Source organism: Ancylobacter aquaticus, assembly GCF_004339465.1.
Taxonomy (GTDB): Bacteria; Pseudomonadota; Alphaproteobacteria; order Rhizobiales; family Xanthobacteraceae; genus Ancylobacter; species Ancylobacter aquaticus.
This window is the reverse complement of sequence record NZ_SMFY01000004.1, coordinates 211013-225901: the sequence shown is the minus strand read 5'-3', so window position 1 is coordinate 225901 and position 14889 is coordinate 211013. Positions and strand designations below refer to the sequence as shown.

Annotated in this window: 18 protein-coding genes and 1 other RNA gene; 7 read left to right on the top strand and 12 right to left on the bottom strand. The window is 66.8% G+C overall.

The features are described 5' to 3' along the window. Nucleotides 1-10: 10 nt before the first annotated feature. The 4 genes from hflC to EV667_RS19565 all read right to left on the bottom strand — a co-directional run bounded on the left by hflC (nt 11) and on the right by EV667_RS19565 (nt 2750). Entirely contained in the window at nt 11-955 is a 945-nt protein-coding gene (gene hflC / locus EV667_RS19580) for a protease modulator HflC (RefSeq protein ID WP_131837045.1), read from the bottom strand. Further along, nucleotides 952-2106: an FtsH protease activity modulator HflK gene (hflK, locus tag EV667_RS19575; protein ID WP_131837044.1), complete on the bottom strand. Its 1155-nt coding sequence runs from the start codon at nt 2104-2106 to the stop codon at nt 952-954. The genes hflC and hflK overlap by 4 nt, the downstream gene beginning before the upstream one ends. Nucleotides 2107-2286: 180 nt before the next feature. Further along, a complete protein-coding gene (locus EV667_RS19570) occupies nt 2287-2565 on the bottom strand; it encodes a ribbon-helix-helix domain-containing protein (protein WP_131837043.1) in 279 nt (92 codons plus the stop codon). Then, entirely contained in the window at nt 2562-2750 is a 189-nt protein-coding gene (locus tag EV667_RS19565; protein ID WP_131837042.1) for a DUF4169 family protein, read from the bottom strand. The genes EV667_RS19570 and EV667_RS19565 overlap by 4 nt, the downstream gene beginning before the upstream one ends. A 413-nt stretch (nt 2751-3163) precedes the next feature. Here EV667_RS19565 and fumC point away from each other — a divergent pair, with 413 nt between their 5' ends. Then, entirely contained in the window at nt 3164-4555 is a 1392-nt protein-coding gene (gene fumC, locus EV667_RS19560; RefSeq protein ID WP_131837041.1) for a class II fumarate hydratase, read from the top strand. Nucleotides 4556-4687: 132 nt separating this feature from the next. Beyond that, the gene (locus EV667_RS19555; RefSeq protein WP_131837040.1) at nt 4688-5308 is read left to right on the top strand and encodes a Spy/CpxP family protein refolding chaperone; all 621 of its coding nucleotides are present in this window, start codon (nt 4688-4690) and stop codon (nt 5306-5308) included. A 128-nt stretch (nt 5309-5436) separates the two neighbouring features. Here EV667_RS19555 and EV667_RS19550 read toward each other — a convergent pair whose 3' ends face one another. Continuing rightward, complete coding sequence (locus EV667_RS19550) at nt 5437-5916, bottom strand: GNAT family N-acetyltransferase (protein WP_131837039.1); 480 nt, start codon at nt 5914-5916, stop codon at nt 5437-5439. A gap of 103 nt (nt 5917-6019) precedes the next feature. Continuing rightward, entirely contained in the window at nt 6020-6814 is a 795-nt protein-coding gene (locus EV667_RS19545) for a thymidylate synthase (protein WP_131837038.1), read from the bottom strand. Nucleotides 6815-7009: 195 nt separating this feature from the next. Here EV667_RS19545 and EV667_RS19540 point away from each other — a divergent pair, with 195 nt between their 5' ends. From EV667_RS19540 to EV667_RS19520, 5 genes are all read left to right on the top strand, one after another. Beyond that, nucleotides 7010-7327, top strand: a complete 318-nt coding sequence (locus tag EV667_RS19540; protein WP_131837037.1) for a hypothetical protein — start codon at nt 7010-7012, stop codon at nt 7325-7327. A 37-nt stretch (nt 7328-7364) separates the two neighbouring features. Beyond that, nucleotides 7365-7718, top strand: a transfer-messenger RNA (tmRNA) gene (gene ssrA / locus EV667_RS19535). A 52-nt stretch (nt 7719-7770) separates the two neighbouring features. Then, entirely contained in the window at nt 7771-8619 is an 849-nt protein-coding gene (locus EV667_RS19530; protein WP_131837036.1) for an SspB family protein, read from the top strand. Between the two features lie 71 nt (nt 8620-8690). Then, nucleotides 8691-9980, top strand: coding sequence for a flavin monoamine oxidase family protein (locus EV667_RS19525; protein WP_131837035.1), 1290 nt, complete (start codon nt 8691-8693; stop codon nt 9978-9980). After that, on the top strand, nt 9977-10486 hold the full coding sequence (locus EV667_RS19520; RefSeq protein ID WP_131837034.1) for a dihydrofolate reductase: 510 nt from the start codon (nt 9977-9979) through the stop codon (nt 10484-10486). Before EV667_RS19525 ends, EV667_RS19520 begins: the two co-directional genes overlap by 4 nt. Before the next feature lie 10 nt (nt 10487-10496). On the opposite strand, the gene EV667_RS19515 is transcribed toward EV667_RS19520, so the two are convergent. The 6 genes from EV667_RS19515 to EV667_RS19490 form a co-directional block, all read right to left on the bottom strand. Then, nucleotides 10497-11156 carry a tetratricopeptide repeat protein gene (locus EV667_RS19515; RefSeq protein ID WP_131837033.1) on the bottom strand — a complete coding sequence of 220 codons (660 nt, stop codon included), beginning with the start codon at nt 11154-11156 and terminating at the stop codon, nt 10497-10499. 95 nt (nt 11157-11251) lie between these two features. Next, nucleotides 11252-11377: a type B 50S ribosomal protein L36 gene (gene ykgO, locus EV667_RS19510; RefSeq protein ID WP_013167868.1), complete on the bottom strand. Its 126-nt coding sequence runs from the start codon at nt 11375-11377 to the stop codon at nt 11252-11254. Between the two features lie 151 nt (nt 11378-11528). Beyond that, on the bottom strand, nt 11529-12053 hold the full coding sequence (rnhA, locus tag EV667_RS19505; protein ID WP_131837032.1) for a ribonuclease HI: 525 nt from the start codon (nt 12051-12053) through the stop codon (nt 11529-11531). Then, on the bottom strand, nt 12050-13030 hold the full coding sequence (locus tag EV667_RS19500) for a homoserine kinase (protein ID WP_131837031.1): 981 nt from the start codon (nt 13028-13030) through the stop codon (nt 12050-12052). The genes rnhA and EV667_RS19500 overlap by 4 nt, the downstream gene beginning before the upstream one ends. Before the next feature lie 15 nt (nt 13031-13045). Continuing rightward, complete coding sequence (gene ispH / locus EV667_RS19495) at nt 13046-14026, bottom strand: 4-hydroxy-3-methylbut-2-enyl diphosphate reductase (protein ID WP_131837030.1); 981 nt, start codon at nt 14024-14026, stop codon at nt 13046-13048. A gap of 67 nt (nt 14027-14093) precedes the next feature. After that, nucleotides 14094-14717, bottom strand: coding sequence for a YceI family protein (locus EV667_RS19490; RefSeq protein WP_131837029.1), 624 nt, complete (start codon nt 14715-14717; stop codon nt 14094-14096). Nucleotides 14718-14889: the final 172 nt, after the last annotated feature.

Here is a 14889-nt window from a genome sequence, read left to right as displayed (position 1 = left end):
TCGCGCCGCGTTAGTTGGCGGGCGCGAGAGGCGCCGCCGGTGCCGCCGGCGCGACGGGCGCAGCCGCCGCGCTGGGAGCCGCGGCCGGGCGGGCCGCCGGATTGCCGAAGAAGCGGAAGAATTCCGAATCCGGCGCCAGCAGCATCCGCGTGTCCGAGCCCTTCAGCGAGGCTTCATAGGCCTGCATCGACCGATAGAAGTCGAAGAAGCCCCGGTCCTGATTATAGGCCTGCGCGAAGATCTCGTTGCGCTGGGCCTCGCCCTCGCCGCGCAGTTGGTCGGCGGTGGCATTGGCTTCGGCGACGATGATCGTCGAGTCGCGGTCGGAGCGGGAGCGGATGGTCTGGGCCGCTTCGGCACCCTGCGCGCGGATCTCGGAGGCTTCGCGCTGACGCTCGGTCTGCATGCGCTGGAACACCGCCTGGCTGTTGGCCTCCGGCAGGTCCGCGCGACGGATGCGGACATCGATGACGTCGATGCCGAAGCCGGTTGCCTCACGGTTCACCTGGTCGCGAATGCGCCCCATGAGCGCCTCGCGCTGGTCGCGGACCACCTCGATGAAGGTGGATTCGCCCAGCACGCGGCGCAGCGACGAGTTCAGGATCGTGGCGAGACGCGAGTTGGCCGCGTCGATGGTGCCGACCGACTGGTAGAAGCGCAGCGGATTGACGATGCGATACCGGGCGAAGGCGTCCACGACGAGGCGCTTCTGATCGGAAGCGATCACTTCCTGAGACGGGTTTTCGAGATCGAGAATGCGGTTGTCGATGAGGATCACGCTGTCGACCAGCGGGATCTTTGCGTGCAGGCCCGGCTCCTCGATGACCCGGATGGGTTCGCCGAGACGCAGAACGAGCGCCTGCTGGGTCTGGTAGACGCTGAACAGGGCCGAGAACAGGCCGATGAGGACGGCGGCGACAAGGACCGCCAGAATGAGACCGAGACTGTTCCTCATTTCGCGGCTCCCTGAGCGGCCGCCGGAGCGGTGGTGCTGCCCGTGAGCGGTGCGAGGGGCAGATAGGGGACGACGCCGGAAGAGCCGCCTGCCGCAGGATCGATGATCACCTTGTCCATTCCGCCGAACACGCGTTCCATTGTTTCGAGATAGAGGCGCTGGCGCGTGACTTCGGGCGCCTTCTGGTACTCGCCCAGAACGCTGAGGAAGCGCGCCGCCTGGCCTCTCGCCTCGATGATCGCCCGCTCCTTGTAGCCCTCGGCGCCCTGGGTGATGCGCGCGGCATCGCCTCGGGCTTCCGGCACCACGCGGTTGGCGTAGGACTGGGCCTCGTTCTGGAGACGCTCGGCGTCGGCACGCGCCGCCTGCACGTCACGGAAGGAATCGATCACCTGCGAGGGCGGATCCACCTTCTGCAACTGGACCTGGGTGACGAGAACGCCCGCCCGGTAACCATCCAGCGTGCGCTGCATGAGTTCCTGCACCGCCGTTTCGATGTTCTGGCGCGCGCCGGTGAGGATGGGCTGGATGTTGGTGCGGCCGACCACCTCGCGCATGGCACTCTCCGCCACGGCCTTGATGGTGCCTTCGGGGTTCTGGACGTTGAACAGGAAGTTGGCCGCGCCGACGTCTTCGAGCGAGCCGGCCGCCGCAGGCTTCACCATCCAGAAAACGGCGAAATCCACGTCGACGATGTTCTCGTCGCCGGTCAGCATCTGGCTTTCTTCCGCAACGTCGCGCACTGCCGCTCCACGGCGCGGATCGTCGCCGGTGCGCAGGCCGATGTCGATGCGGTTGACGCGCGTGACCTGGGGGGTCAGCACGGTCTCGACGGGATAGGGGAGATGGTAGTTCAGGCCGGGATTGGTCGTCCCGACAAATTTGCCGAAGCGCAGAACCACGCCCTGTTCGTCGGGCTCGACGCGGTAGAAGCCGGAGAGCAGCCAGATGACGATGGCCAGCGCCACCACCACCACGATGCCCTTGCCGGTGCCAAAACCGCCCGGTATCGCCGTCCGCAACTTCTCCTGACCGCGACGGATCAGATCTTCAAGATCGGGAGAGTTCGGTCCTGACGATTGCGGACCAGTGCCCCACGGGCCGCGCGGACCACCGCCCCATGGCCCGCCGCTCTGGTTCTTCCATGACATTCCGCGCCAACTCCGTTTGCGCGCCCGGCTTGTCCGGGCTCGCAAGCGCAGAACCGGCAGACGCCACCGTGCAAGAAAACCCGCGCCTCGCCGTCCGAACGACGTGACGAGGCGGTTATAGGTGACGAGGCATCAGGTTACAACGCGCCGCCACCTCCCGATATGGGTTCTGCGGCGGGTTTACGCAACGGTAGAGCGCAGCGATCCATTGCGCTCGGCATGTTCAACGGCTTCGCGGCCGGGGGCCGGGCTACGGTAATGCGCCAGAACATAAAGCCGGATCGCCGATGACAGGTTGCCCTGATTGCGTCCGGAATCAATCGAGGCGACGATTTCCGACAAGGTGCTGCGCCGGTTGGCCGCAATCTCCTTGAGGGCGTCCCAGAACTGATCTTCCAGACTGACGCTGGTCTTGTGCCCGGCAATCACGATCGACCGCTTAACCACGGGGCTCTTCATGTCTCGTCCTCTCGTATGCGCCTATGCCCTTCAAGCATCTTTTCCTGCTTTCGTTCCTCGGCCGCCGCGAGCTCGCGCTGACGCTTTGGACGGCCAAACTCCAAACGCCGGGCCGCGGCGCTTTGTTCCGCCTGGCTGCGCGCGATCCGCTTGCGATGGCGATTGAGGTTTACGATGTCGCCCACAGGCGCCAGCCTCCAGTGAAAGGGGGTGCAGAATCTTCGCGTCGCGCTGCATTAGTTCTCTCATAATATCGGCGAAAATGGCTCTTTCCAAGAATTTGCCGTTTTGCGGTATGCGGCGGCCGTCATCGCCGGCGCGCGCGCGGGGGCGAACGTGAAGCGTTGCGGGTAGCGGGCTGCCGGAAGATTCAGACGCGACTGCGGTATTGGGGTGCTTGAAAAAGACAGCCGGCGGCGGGCTCAGAAGCTGTGCTTGTCACGCATTTGTGATCTTCTGGTCCGGAGCCTTGCGGAGACCGTCACCGCCCCGGTGCTGCATTTCGTCCCCCGGCGCCGCGTGCTAAACCGGCCGCGAACACTGGCGCCCCCTATGATCGGGCCATCTTGACGCACGCGACCTCCGAAAGGCTTTGACGATGAGCAATACCCGCATCGAAACCGACACGTTCGGGCCCATCGAGGTGGAGGGCGACAAATATTGGGGCGCCCAGGCGCAGCGCTCGCTCGGTAATTTCAAGATCGGCTGGGAAAAGCAGCCGCTGCCGGTGGTGCGGGCGCTCGGCATCGTCAAGCGGGCAGCGGCGGAGACCAATCGCGATCTCGGCCATCTCGATGCGGCACTCGCCGACGCCATCGTCGCGGCGGCGCAGGAAGTTATCGACGGCAAGCTCGACGCTCATTTCCCCCTCGCGGTCTGGCAGACCGGCTCGGGCACGCAGTCGAACATGAACGCCAATGAGGTGATCTCAAACCGGGCGATCGAGATTCTGGGCGGCACGCTCGGCTCCAAGAAGCCGGTGCACCCGAACGACCACGTCAATATGAGCCAGTCGTCCAACGACACCTACCCGACGGCGATGCATGTCGCCGCCGCCGAGGAAATCGTCCAGCGCCTCATCCCCGCCCTTGCCCTGCTGCGCGACGCGCTGGGCGAGAAGGCCGCGCAATGGCAGCACATCATCAAGATCGGCCGCACGCATACGCAGGACGCCACGCCGCTGACACTTGGTCAGGAGTTTTCTGGCTACACCCAGCAGGTCGCGGTCGGCATCGAGCGCATCGAGCAGACGCTGCCCCGGCTGATGGAACTGGCGCAAGGCGGCACGGCGGTCGGCACCGGGCTCAACGCACCGATCGGCTTTGCCGAGAAGGTGGCCGAGCGGATCGCCGCCATCACCGGCCTTCCCTTTACCTCCGCGCCGAACAAGTTCGAAGCGCTGGCCGCGCATGACGCCATGGTGTTCTCGCATGGCGCGATCAACACGGTCGCGGTGTCGCTGTTCAAGATCGCCAACGACATCCGCCTGCTCGGCTCCGGCCCGCGCTCGGGCCTCGGCGAACTGGCGCTGCCGGAAAACGAGCCGGGTTCCTCGATCATGCCGGGCAAGGTGAACCCAACCCAGTGCGAGGCGCTTACCCAGGTCTGCGTGCAGGTGTTCGGCAATAATGCCGCGCTGAGCTTTGCCGGCAGCCAGGGCCATTTCGAGCTGAACGTCTACAACCCGGTGATGGCTTATAATTTCCTGCAATCGGTGCGCCTGCTCGCCGATGCGGCGATCAGCTTTACCGACAATTGCGTCGTCGGCATCGTGCCGCGCGAGGACAACATCAAGGCGGCGCTGGAGCGCTCGCTGATGCTGGTGACGGCGCTGGCGCCGAAGATCGGCTACGACAATGCTGCCAAGATCGCCAAGACCGCGCACAAGAACGGCACTACGTTGCGCGAGGAAGCTGTCGGTGGGGGCTATGTTACCGATGAAGAGTTCGACGCTATCGTTCGGCCTGAGAAGATGATCTCGCCTGGTTAATGTAAATTCATGAACCTGAACGGTCATTCATCTTCGTTTCTGAAGGTAATACTGTTTCATTACAGAAGTTTCATTTGAATCTTTCTGAGTCATGACCCAGCATCGGGCTCACCTTCACAGGAGATGAGCCCGATGAAACATACGATCATTGCTGCAACGGCCGCTGCCCTACTCGCTGGTGTGACCTTCGGCGTGGCTGCGCCGAAGCCGGGTGCGGGCGACCATCCGCGCCCGAGCGTGGAGCAAATGGCCGAATTCTCCGGCGCCATGAGCGAAGCGCGTATCGCCGCCCTGCAGGCCGGGCTGCGCCTGACCGCCGATCAGGAGAAGCTGTGGCCGGCGCTGGAGAGCGCGCTGCAGGCTGCCGCCAAGGAACGGATGGAAAATCGCGCCGAGCGCCGCGCCGAGAGGGCGGACAAGCCCAAGGGCGAGCGCCCCGACGTGATCGAGCGGCTGCGCGCGCAGGCCGACGGCATGGTCGAGCGCGGCCAGACGATGAAGAAGGTCGCCGACGCGGCTGCCCCGCTCTATGACAGCCTCGATGGGTCGCAGCAGCGCCGCTTCGCCATCCTGTTCAAGCAGGTCGAGCATCCGCGCATGGCGTCCGGCCGCCACGGCAAGGACCATGGCCCCCATCGCGCCGGCCCCGGCCGCCATGGTCCGGACGGCCCCATGCACCACCGCATGCCGCCCGGCCCGATGAACGATGGCCCGAACGGGCCGGCCGCCGGCCCGGATGCCGAACCGCTCTGACCGACCTGCGCAACGTCATCCCGGACGGCCGAAAGGCCGATCCGGGACCGTGCGCCGACCCGTTCGCCGACGCGTTTGCGCCGAGCGCGGCTCCCGCTGCGCTCGGTCGCGAAGGCGGTTGGAGGGATTCAGTCGCCGGCGAGCGTGTCCAGCGCCTCGCCGGTGACGCGCTGCATGGTCCAGGCGTCGAGCGGCACGGCGCCGACCGAGCGGTAGAAGCGGATGGCGGGCGCGTTCCAGTCGAGCACGTTCCACTCGAAGCGGCCGAGCGCCTCGTCGCGGCAGCGCTTCGCCAGCCGCTGCATGAGTGCCTTGGCGATGCCGCGCCCGCGCAAGGCCGGGCGCACATAGATGTCTTCCAGGAAAATGCCCTGCCGCCCGCGAAAGGTGGAGAAGGTGTAGTACCAGAGGGCGAAGCCGGCCGGCGCGCCCTCCCACTCCGCGATGTCGCAGAACACGCGCGGCTGAGGCCCGAAGAGCTCGCGGGCGAAATCCTGTTCGCTCGCCTCCACCTCATGCAGCAGCTTTTCGTACTCGGCGAGTTCGCGCACGAAGGCGAGGATCAGCGCGGCGTCTTCCGGCCGGGCAGGGCGCAAGGTGAGAGACATGGGGGCTCGGCTTTCGTCTTTATGGAGGTCGCCGTCATCCTGAAGTGCGTTCGAGGCTCGCTGCGCGAGCGCCTCCGGAAAACTCGGCGAGGGCGGGCGAGAGTCAGACCGCCACCGGCGCCTTGATGGCCGGGTGGGGGTCATAGCCCTCGATGGCGATATCCTCGAAGCGGAAGGCGAACAGGTCGTTCACCTCTGGGTTCAGCTTCAGGCGCGGCAGGGCGCGCGGCGCGCGCGAGAGCTGCTCGTGCACCTGGTCGAGATGGTTGAGATAGATGTGCGCGTCGCCGAAGGTGTGGACGAAGTCGCCCGCCTTCAGCCCCGTCACCTGCGCCACCATGTGGGTGAGCAGGGCATAGGAGGCGATGTTGAACGGCACGCCGAGGAAAATGTCGGCCGAGCGCTGGTAGAGCTGGCAGGAAAGCCGCCCGTCCTGCACGTAGAACTGGAACAGGCAGTGGCAGGGCGGCAGGGCCATTTTCGGCACGTCGGCCGGGTTCCACGCCGAGACGATCAGCCGGCGCGAATCGGGATTGCGTCGTATATCGGCGACCACCTGTGCGATCTGGTCGATGACGCCACCCTGCCCATCCGGCCAGGAGCGCCACTGATGGCCATAGACCGGGCCGAGATTGCCCTCGGCATCCGCCCAGTCATCCCAGATGGAGACGCCGTTTTCCTTGAGATAGGCGATGTTGGTATCGCCGGCGAGGAACCACAGCAATTCGTGGATGATGGAGCGCAGGTGCAGCTTCTTGGTGGTGACGAGCGGGAAGCCCTCGCCAAGGTCGAACCGCATCTGGTGGCCAAACACCGACAGCGTGCCGGTGCCGGTGCGGTCGTCCTTGCGCGTGCCCTCGCGCAGCACCCGTTCCAGAAGCTCGTGATAGTTCCTCATGCCTGTGGTTCCCAAGGCGTTCATGCCCACTACATATAGCACGCGCGGGCGCCGGCACACCCGGCAAGCGGCCAAACGTCCTTCCGTCCCCAACCGTCCAAGTTTGCTTGCACGGCCCGCTAGCGGCGGTAACGGGGAACATTCCCCGTGGGGGCCGACTTGTCCCGATGCGGCTAAAGTCTGAGGGAGGACCACGTGACCAAAAGTACCGACGCGCTCAACACCGATCTGCATCGCCTGCGCATGCACCTGAACCTGCTGGAGAAGGATGCGACACATCCGCTCGACTTCACGGTGGAGCATTCCCACACGGCGCCGGCTCTGGTGCTTCGTGAGGGCCAGGCCCTGCGCAGCGCCCATTCCGACGTGCGACTCGACTACGAGATGATGCGCCAGATCTTTATGGAAACGCTGCGGACGGAGATTGCCGCGCAGGAGGAAAAGCTGCTCGGCACCAATGGCGGCAACCGCCCGATCGAGCATCTGCAATATGGCGACCAGACCGAGGCGTAGGTTTTGCAAGGGGACAGGAAGGGGGAGTTGCGCCTGCCCCCTTCCAACCGGCCGGGCAAACCCCTATATTCGACGTGCCGGTGCAAGCCGGATATGGCGATAAACGGATATCGAAATAAACTCTTCGGACCCGGGGGCAGTACCCGGCGCCTCCACCGGAGCCCACTGAAGGGCGGGCTGCGGCGGGGGCGAAACAGGATCGACGAGAGCGTAAAGGATCTTCTTTCGCCCGGCATGGTACCACCGTCATCGGACCAAACATGTAGTTGGCAATGACAACTATGCTCCGGTTGCTCAGGCCGCGTGAGCGGTTTGATCTACGGAAAATAAGTCCAAGCGGGTAGCACCGTGAGGCGGGGTTCGCAGGCACCTGGCAACAGAAGCCTGCACTTCATTCTCACAACGCACTGGCCGTCGGGGCTGAAATCGGGTTCATTGCCGGCATGAGCGTCGATCTGATCCGATATGACCTGCTGGTGCAGGATGCGTTGCGTGGCGTCGTTGGCCGCGTCCTTACCGATGTGGCCCGTGACGGGCTCCCGGGGGAACATCATCTCTATCTGGCCTTCGATACCTGCGCGCCCGGCGTGCGGATTTCGACGCGCCTGAAGGAGCGTTACCCCGAAGAGATGACCATCGTTCTCCAGCATCAGTTCTGGGACCTGATCGTCACCGACCAGTTCTTCGAGGTTGGCCTTTCCTTCAATGGCATTCCCGAGCGCCTTCATGTGCCCTATGCGGCGCTGAAGGGCTTTTTCGATCCTTCGGTCAAATTCGGGCTGCAGTTCGAATCGGTGGAAGACGAGGCCGACACGGACGAGGACGGCTCGGACGAGCCGACCGCCGCGGCGCCGACGCCGATCGGCGAGGGGCGGCCGACATCGGTTCCCTCAACCCGCGCGCCTACGCGCCTGACCGAAGTGCCGCCCAAGCCGGCGCCGGTGGAGCCTGTGGCGGCCCGGTCCATCGGGTCGAAGCCCAGCGCGCCCAATTCCAGTGGTTCCAAGCCTGCGGTCGCGGTGCCGGATGCCAAGGCGGCGCCGAAGTCGGCTCCCGCTCCGCGCACGCCGGTCAAGCCTTCTCTCGATACCGCGCCTTCCGTCGATGACGCCGGCAAGGATGACGCCCCGCGCCCGACCGAGGCCGACACCACGGCGACCGACAGCAAGGTTGCTGACGGCAAGGCATCGAACGCCAGGAGCGCGCCGAAGCCGGCGGAGGACGACGAGCCGACCGATGGCGGCTCCGGCGGCGCGCAGGTCGTGCGGCTCGATGCGTTCCGCAAGAAATAGATCCGTCGGCGTCGCCGCGCTGCGTCGTGCGCGCCGTGGCCAGATAACCCTCCCCGAATCCGGACGCGCCCGTGGCCGCACAGCATGATGTGATCGTCGTCGGCGCCGGTGCGGCCGGCCTTGCGGCCGGGGCCCGGTTGAAACAGGCCGGGATCGACGTGCGCGTGGTGGAAGCGGCGGCCCGGACCGGCGGGCGGGCTTTTACCGATACGGCGACCTTCGGCGTTGCCTGGGATCGCGGCTGCCACTGGCTGCATTCCGCCTCGGTGAACCCGCTGCGGGCGGCGGCTGACGATCTCGGCCTCGCCTATCTTTCCCGCGGCAACCGCAAGGCGCGCGCGACCCATCTCGGCGACCACTGGGCCGAGGAGGGCGAGCGCGAGGCGATCTGGCAGGCGATCCAGCACAGCTATGACGCCATCCACAAAGCCGGCAATGAGGGGCGCGACATCGCCGCCAGCGAGGTGCTTGGCCCGCAGACGCCGTGGACGCGGCTTGCCCGGCACTGGCTGACCCTGCTCTCGGCGGCCGAGCCGGAGCGGCTGTCGACGCTGGACTATGCCGCCTATTCCGACACGGGCGAGAATTATCCGGTCGAGAAGGGCTATGGCGCGCTGGTGCAGGCGGTGGCCGCCCGCGCCGCGCCCGATCTCGACATCGTCACCGGCTGCGCCGTCTCCACCGTCGACTGGTCGGGCGAGGGGGTGGCGCTCGCCACCTCGCGCGGCACGCTCACCGCCCGGCTCGCCATCATCGCGGTGCCGACCTCGGTGATCGCGCGCGGCGGGCTCGCCTTTGCGCCCTTGCTGCCGCCCGACCTCGCCGAAGCTTTCGAGGCGTTGCCGCTGGGCGCGGCGGAGAAGGTGGCGTTCCTGTTCGACCGCGATGTCTTCGGGGTCGAGCCCACCAGCTATATCGACACGCTCGACCTGCGCGATCCCGAGCGCAAGCCCGTCAATTTCGTGCTGAACCCGTTCGGGCAGCCGATGGCGATCGGCCAGCTCGGCGGCGCCAATGCGGCGCGGCTGGTACAGGCGGGGCCGGAAGCGATGCGCGATTTCGCCCTTGCCGCGCTCAAGGACGCCTTCGGCGCGGGAATCGAAAAGCACATTGTGAGCGTCGCTACCACCGGCTGGGTTGCCGATCCGCTGATCGGCGGCGGCTATAGCTGCGCGCTGCCGGGCCTCGCGCCTCTGCGCGCGCGGCTGACCCGGACACTGACCGAGCCCCTTGGCGCGCGCGTGCTGTTCGCCGGCGAGGCCTCCTCGCCGCACGCCTATTCCACCGCCCATGGCGCGCACCAGACCGGCCTTGTTGCCGCCGGCACGGCGCTGGCGCTGCTGCGCGGGAGAGCCGCATGACCGTGCTGACGCTTGTCGCCGCCGTGGCGGAGAACGGTGTGATAGGGCGCGGCGACGCGCTGCCCTGGCATATTTCCGGTGATCTGAAGCGCTTCCGGGCGATCACCTGGGGCAAGCCGATCCTGATGGGGCGGCGCACCTTCGAATCGATTGGCCGGCCGCTGCCGGGGCGCACCAGCCTTGTCATCACCCGCGACACCGGCTTCCGCCCGCCGGAGGGCGTGCTGGTCGTGTCCTCGCTCGGCGCGGCGCTGGAGCGGGGGGCGCAGGAGGCGGAAAGGCTTGGCGTCGACGAGATGGCGGTGGTGGGTGGCGCGCAGATCTATGCGCAGGCCTTTCCGCACGCGAGCCGGCTGCGCCTCACCGAGGTGCACGGCCGGCCGGAGGGCGACGTGCATTTTCCCGACTTCCCTCGTGAGGACTGGCGGGAGGTCGGCCGCGAAGGGCCTATCCAGGGCGAAAAAGACGAGTTCGCCTTCAGCTTCGTGGATTACGACCGGGCGTGAGCGGCGCCTCTCAGATCGGCCGGCCTTCAACCTTGATCGACAGTTCCTCTTCCAGATCCTCGATCTCGTCGAGATGGGGATAGAGGGCGAGGGCCTGGCGGGCCGCCTCCAGGGAGCGCTTCTCGTCGCCGATTTCCTTGCAGATGATGGCGATGCCCGCCCAGGCCCCGTAATGGCGGGGTTCGCGGGCGACGACCTGGCGCAGGTCGATCAACGCGTTAGAAAAATCCTGCCGCAGGAAGAAGACGGTAGCGCGCTTGTTCCACGCCTCCAGATAATCGGGCTCGATCGTTAGCAGGCCGTCCAGCAGTTCCACGGCGAGGTCGAACTGCTTGGCCTGCGTCGCCTGCGAGGCGCGCGCCATCAACAGGTCGGCCGTGTCGCTTCCCGAGGGGGTCAGCGCCACGTCGATGCGGGCGGCGACGGCCTTGGCCGATTCCTTGTCCGGGGCGACCTTCAGTGCGGCAAACAGGGCATCGAGCCGCTTGGCGCGATCGGGCTCGGCGGGTTTCGCGACTTCAGCAGGCTTGGCGGCTTCGGCAGGTTTGGCGGCTTCGACATCAGGCCGCGCGACATCAGGCCGCTCCACGGCATCGGGCGGGGCGACGGTCTGGGCCATGGCGCCAAGCGGCGCGGCGGCGAGGATCAGGGCAGCAAAAAGGGCGCGCATGTCCCCATGTTAGGAGCCACGGCGCCCTTGAGCAATATTGGCAGGCCGATGTCCGCGAAATCGTGAACGCGGCCGGACGCCTCAGCGGACTTCGATCAGCCCTGGCGGGCCTTGAAGCGCTTCTGGGTCTTGTTGATGATGTAGACGCGGCCCTTGCGGCGCACCAGACGGTTGTCGCGGTGACGGCCGAGCAGCGACTTGAGCGAGTTGCGAATCTTCATGACACTAACCTTCGGATCGACGGCGCCTGCGTTTGAGACCGCGCCCCATGGCCGCGCCTCGATCCGCCAGCAGAAATTGAGGCCCGGCTGATAGCGGAGGGGAGGGGGCCTTGTCAATCGCCGGCGGGCTTTTCCCCGGGTAACGAAGCCTTTAAAAGCCGCCCCGCGCCGCCTTGTAGGGCGCCATGCCGGCGCGGGCGAGTTCATCCGCGCGCTCGTTCATCTCGTCGCCGGCGTGGCCCTTGACCCAGTGCCAGCGTATCTCGTGGCGGGCGATGGCGGCCTCCAGCCGCTCCCACAGGTCGACATTCTTCACCGGCTTCTTGTCGGCGGTGCGCCAGCCATTGCGCTTCCAGCCGGCGATCCATTTGGTGATGCCGTTGCGCATATATTCGCTGTCTGTGTGCAGATCGACGGTGCAGGGGCGCTTGAGCGCCTCCAGCGCGGAGATCGCCGCCATCAGCTCCATGCGGTTGTTGGTTGTGGGCGATTCGCCGCCGGAGAGTTCTTTCTGCGAGCCGGCATAGCGCAGGATCGCACCCCAGCCGCCGGGGCCGGGGTTGCCCGAGCAGGCGCCGTCGGTCCAGATGGCGACGATGCCTTTCGGCGCGTCGCCGGGCGTCTGCGGGGTGGCGTCGTCGGCGAAGACGCGGGCGGTTCCGGGGGCTGTCTTCACGCCGCTGTGCCTTCGCTGATGCCGTAATCGCGCGGGCTCGTCACCGAGCGGTGGAAGCGCAACTTGCGCAGATATTCCAGCGGGTCGTGCGGGCGCACCAGCGCGCCGGGCGGCACGTTCAGCCAGTCGACCAGCCTTGTGAGCAGGAACCGCAGCGCCGCCCCGCGCGCCAGCAGTGGCAGCGCGGCGATCTCGTCCGCGCCGAGCGGACGCTCGGCCTGGTAGGCGGCGAGCAGCGCGCGGCCCTTGGTCTGGTTGAAGGCGCCATCCGGCTCGAAGCACCAGGCATTGAGGCAGATGGCGACGTCATAGGCCAACAGGTCGTTGCAGCCGAAATAGAAGTCGATCAGGCCGGACAGGCGCCCGTCGGTGAAGAACACATTGTCCGGGAACAGGTCGGCATGGATGACACCCGCCGGCAGGCCCGCCGGCCAACGCGCCTCCAGCACCGACAGTTCGTCGGCGATGAGGGTGGAAAGGCCTGGGGAGACGATGTCCGCCCGGTCACGCGCCTGTTCGTAGAGCGGGCGCCAGCCGGCAACGGAGAGCGCATTGGCGCGGTGCAGCGCGGTGAAGTCGGCGCCGGCCTTGTGCAGGCCCGCCAGCGCGGCGCCGAGCGCGGCGCAATTGGCGGCCGTGGGGCGGCGGACCGATGTGCCCAGAAGGAAGGTGGCGATCAGCGCCGGCCGCCCGGCCAGCGTGCCGAGCGCGATGCCCTCGCGGTTCCTCACCGGCTGCGGGCAATCTATGCCGCGCGTCGCCAGATGCTCCATCAGCCCGACGAAGAACGGCAGGTCGGCCGGGTTCACCCGCTTCTCATAGAGCGTCAGGATGAAGCTGCCGGCCTCGGTCTGCAGCAGGTAGTTGGAATTCTCCACGCCCTCGGCGATGCCCTTGAAGGCGCGCAGGCGGCCGAGATCATAGGTGGCGAGGAAGGCTTCGAGCTCTTCCGGGGAGACATCGGTGTAAACGGCCATGGGGTGGGGTCGAGCCTATTCGGCGGCGTCGGAACGAAGCTGCCGGGGCAGCGGGAAGAACACGTCCTCGTGGGCGGTATGCACCGTCTCCACCTTCAGCGTGTAGCGCGCGGCGAAGGCATCGAGGATTTCCTCGACGAGGACTTCCGGGGCCGAGGCGCCGGCGCTGACGCCGAGCGAGGCAATGGCGCCGAAGACGTTCCAGTCGATCTCGCTGGCGCGCTGCACCAGCACGGCGTGGCGGCAGCCCTCGCGCTCGGCGGCCTCGCGCAGGCGCTGGGAATTGGAGGAGTTCGGCGCGCCGACCACGATCATCGCGTCCACGTCAGGGGCGACGCGCTTGACCGCTTCCTGCCGGTTGGTGGTGGCGTAGCAGATGTCTTCCTTGTGCGGCGCCACCATGGACGGGAAGCGCTGCCGGAGGATCGCCACGATCTCGGCGGTGTCGTCTATCGAGAGGGTGGTCTGCGTCGTGAAGGCAAGATTGCCGGGCTCGCGGGGCTGGAAGATCCGGGCCTGCTCGGCGGTCTCGACCAGCGAGACGGCGCCTTCGGGCAACTGGCCCATCGTGCCGATGACCTCCGGGTGGCCGGCATGACCGATGAGCACGACCTCGCGGCCCCGCTTGTGATGGACGGTGGCCTCGCGGTGGACCTTGGTCACCAGCGGGCAGGTGGCGTCGATGGCGAAGAAATTGCGCCGGGCCGCGTCCTCCGGCACCGAACGGGCGACGCCATGGGCGGAGAAGATGACGGGGGCGGTGGTGCCGGCCGGGACCTCGTGGAGTTCCTCGACGAAGACGGCGCCCTTCGCCTTCAGCCCTTCCACGACATATTTGTTATGCACGATCTCGTGCCGCACATAGACCGGCGGGCCATACATCTCCAGCGCCCGCTCCACCGCGTCGATGGCGCGCACCACGCCGGCGCAGAAGCCGCGCGGGGCACAGAGTAGGACGCGAAGCTCGGGCTTCCGGGCAGATGTTTCGGGGGTCATCGCAGGGTCCAGCGGGGCCTCGCCACCGTCATGGGTGCCGGGGCCCGCGCTGTCAAGCTTGGGCGGATCAGGGCTGCTTGATGAAGGCGCCGACGATGTCGAGCATCACTTCGTCCGAGATGGCGGGCACGCCGAAGCCGAGGCCGAAATCGCTGCGCTTGATCTCGGCGGTGCCCGTGAAGCCGATATTCTCCACATTGGTCATCGGGTTGATGCCGGCGCCGAAGAAGCTGACGTCCAGCGTGACCGGCTTGGTCACGCCATGGATCGTCAGCTCGCCCTCGATGGTGGCATCGGACCCTTCAACCGTGACCCGCTTGGACGTGAAGCGGGCGGTCGGGAATTTCGCCGCGTCGAAAAGCTCCGGGCTCGCCAGATGGGTGGCGAAGCCTTCCGAGGTGACGCGCAGCCCGGAAATGGGAACGGTGATCTCGAGCTTCGCCTCGTCGGGCTTGGTCGGGTCGAGAACCAGCGTCCCGCTGGAGGCGCCGAACATGCCGGCGAGCGGGCTGATGCCCATGTGATCGACGGTCCAGACGATCTGCGTGTGGTCCGGGTCCACGCCATAAGTGCCGCCGGTGATGCCCGCGACATCGTCGGTGCCGGGCATTTCGCGAGGCGCGTCCTGCGCGATCGCGCCGGAGGTGAATCCGATCAGCAGGGCTGTCGCCAGAAGTCGAAATGGCTTCATTGGTTTCTCCTCGATTCGGGAGGGCGGACGCTATCAGTCGCCCCGTCGCACGGCCACACCGACCCTCGTCTTAGGAATTGCAGGACGGCGCGCGGAAGCCTATATTCGCGGCATCCCGGTCATCGCGAGACGGTCCGAGGCTCCGCCCCGCAGGGTGGTGGGGCGCGGGGAG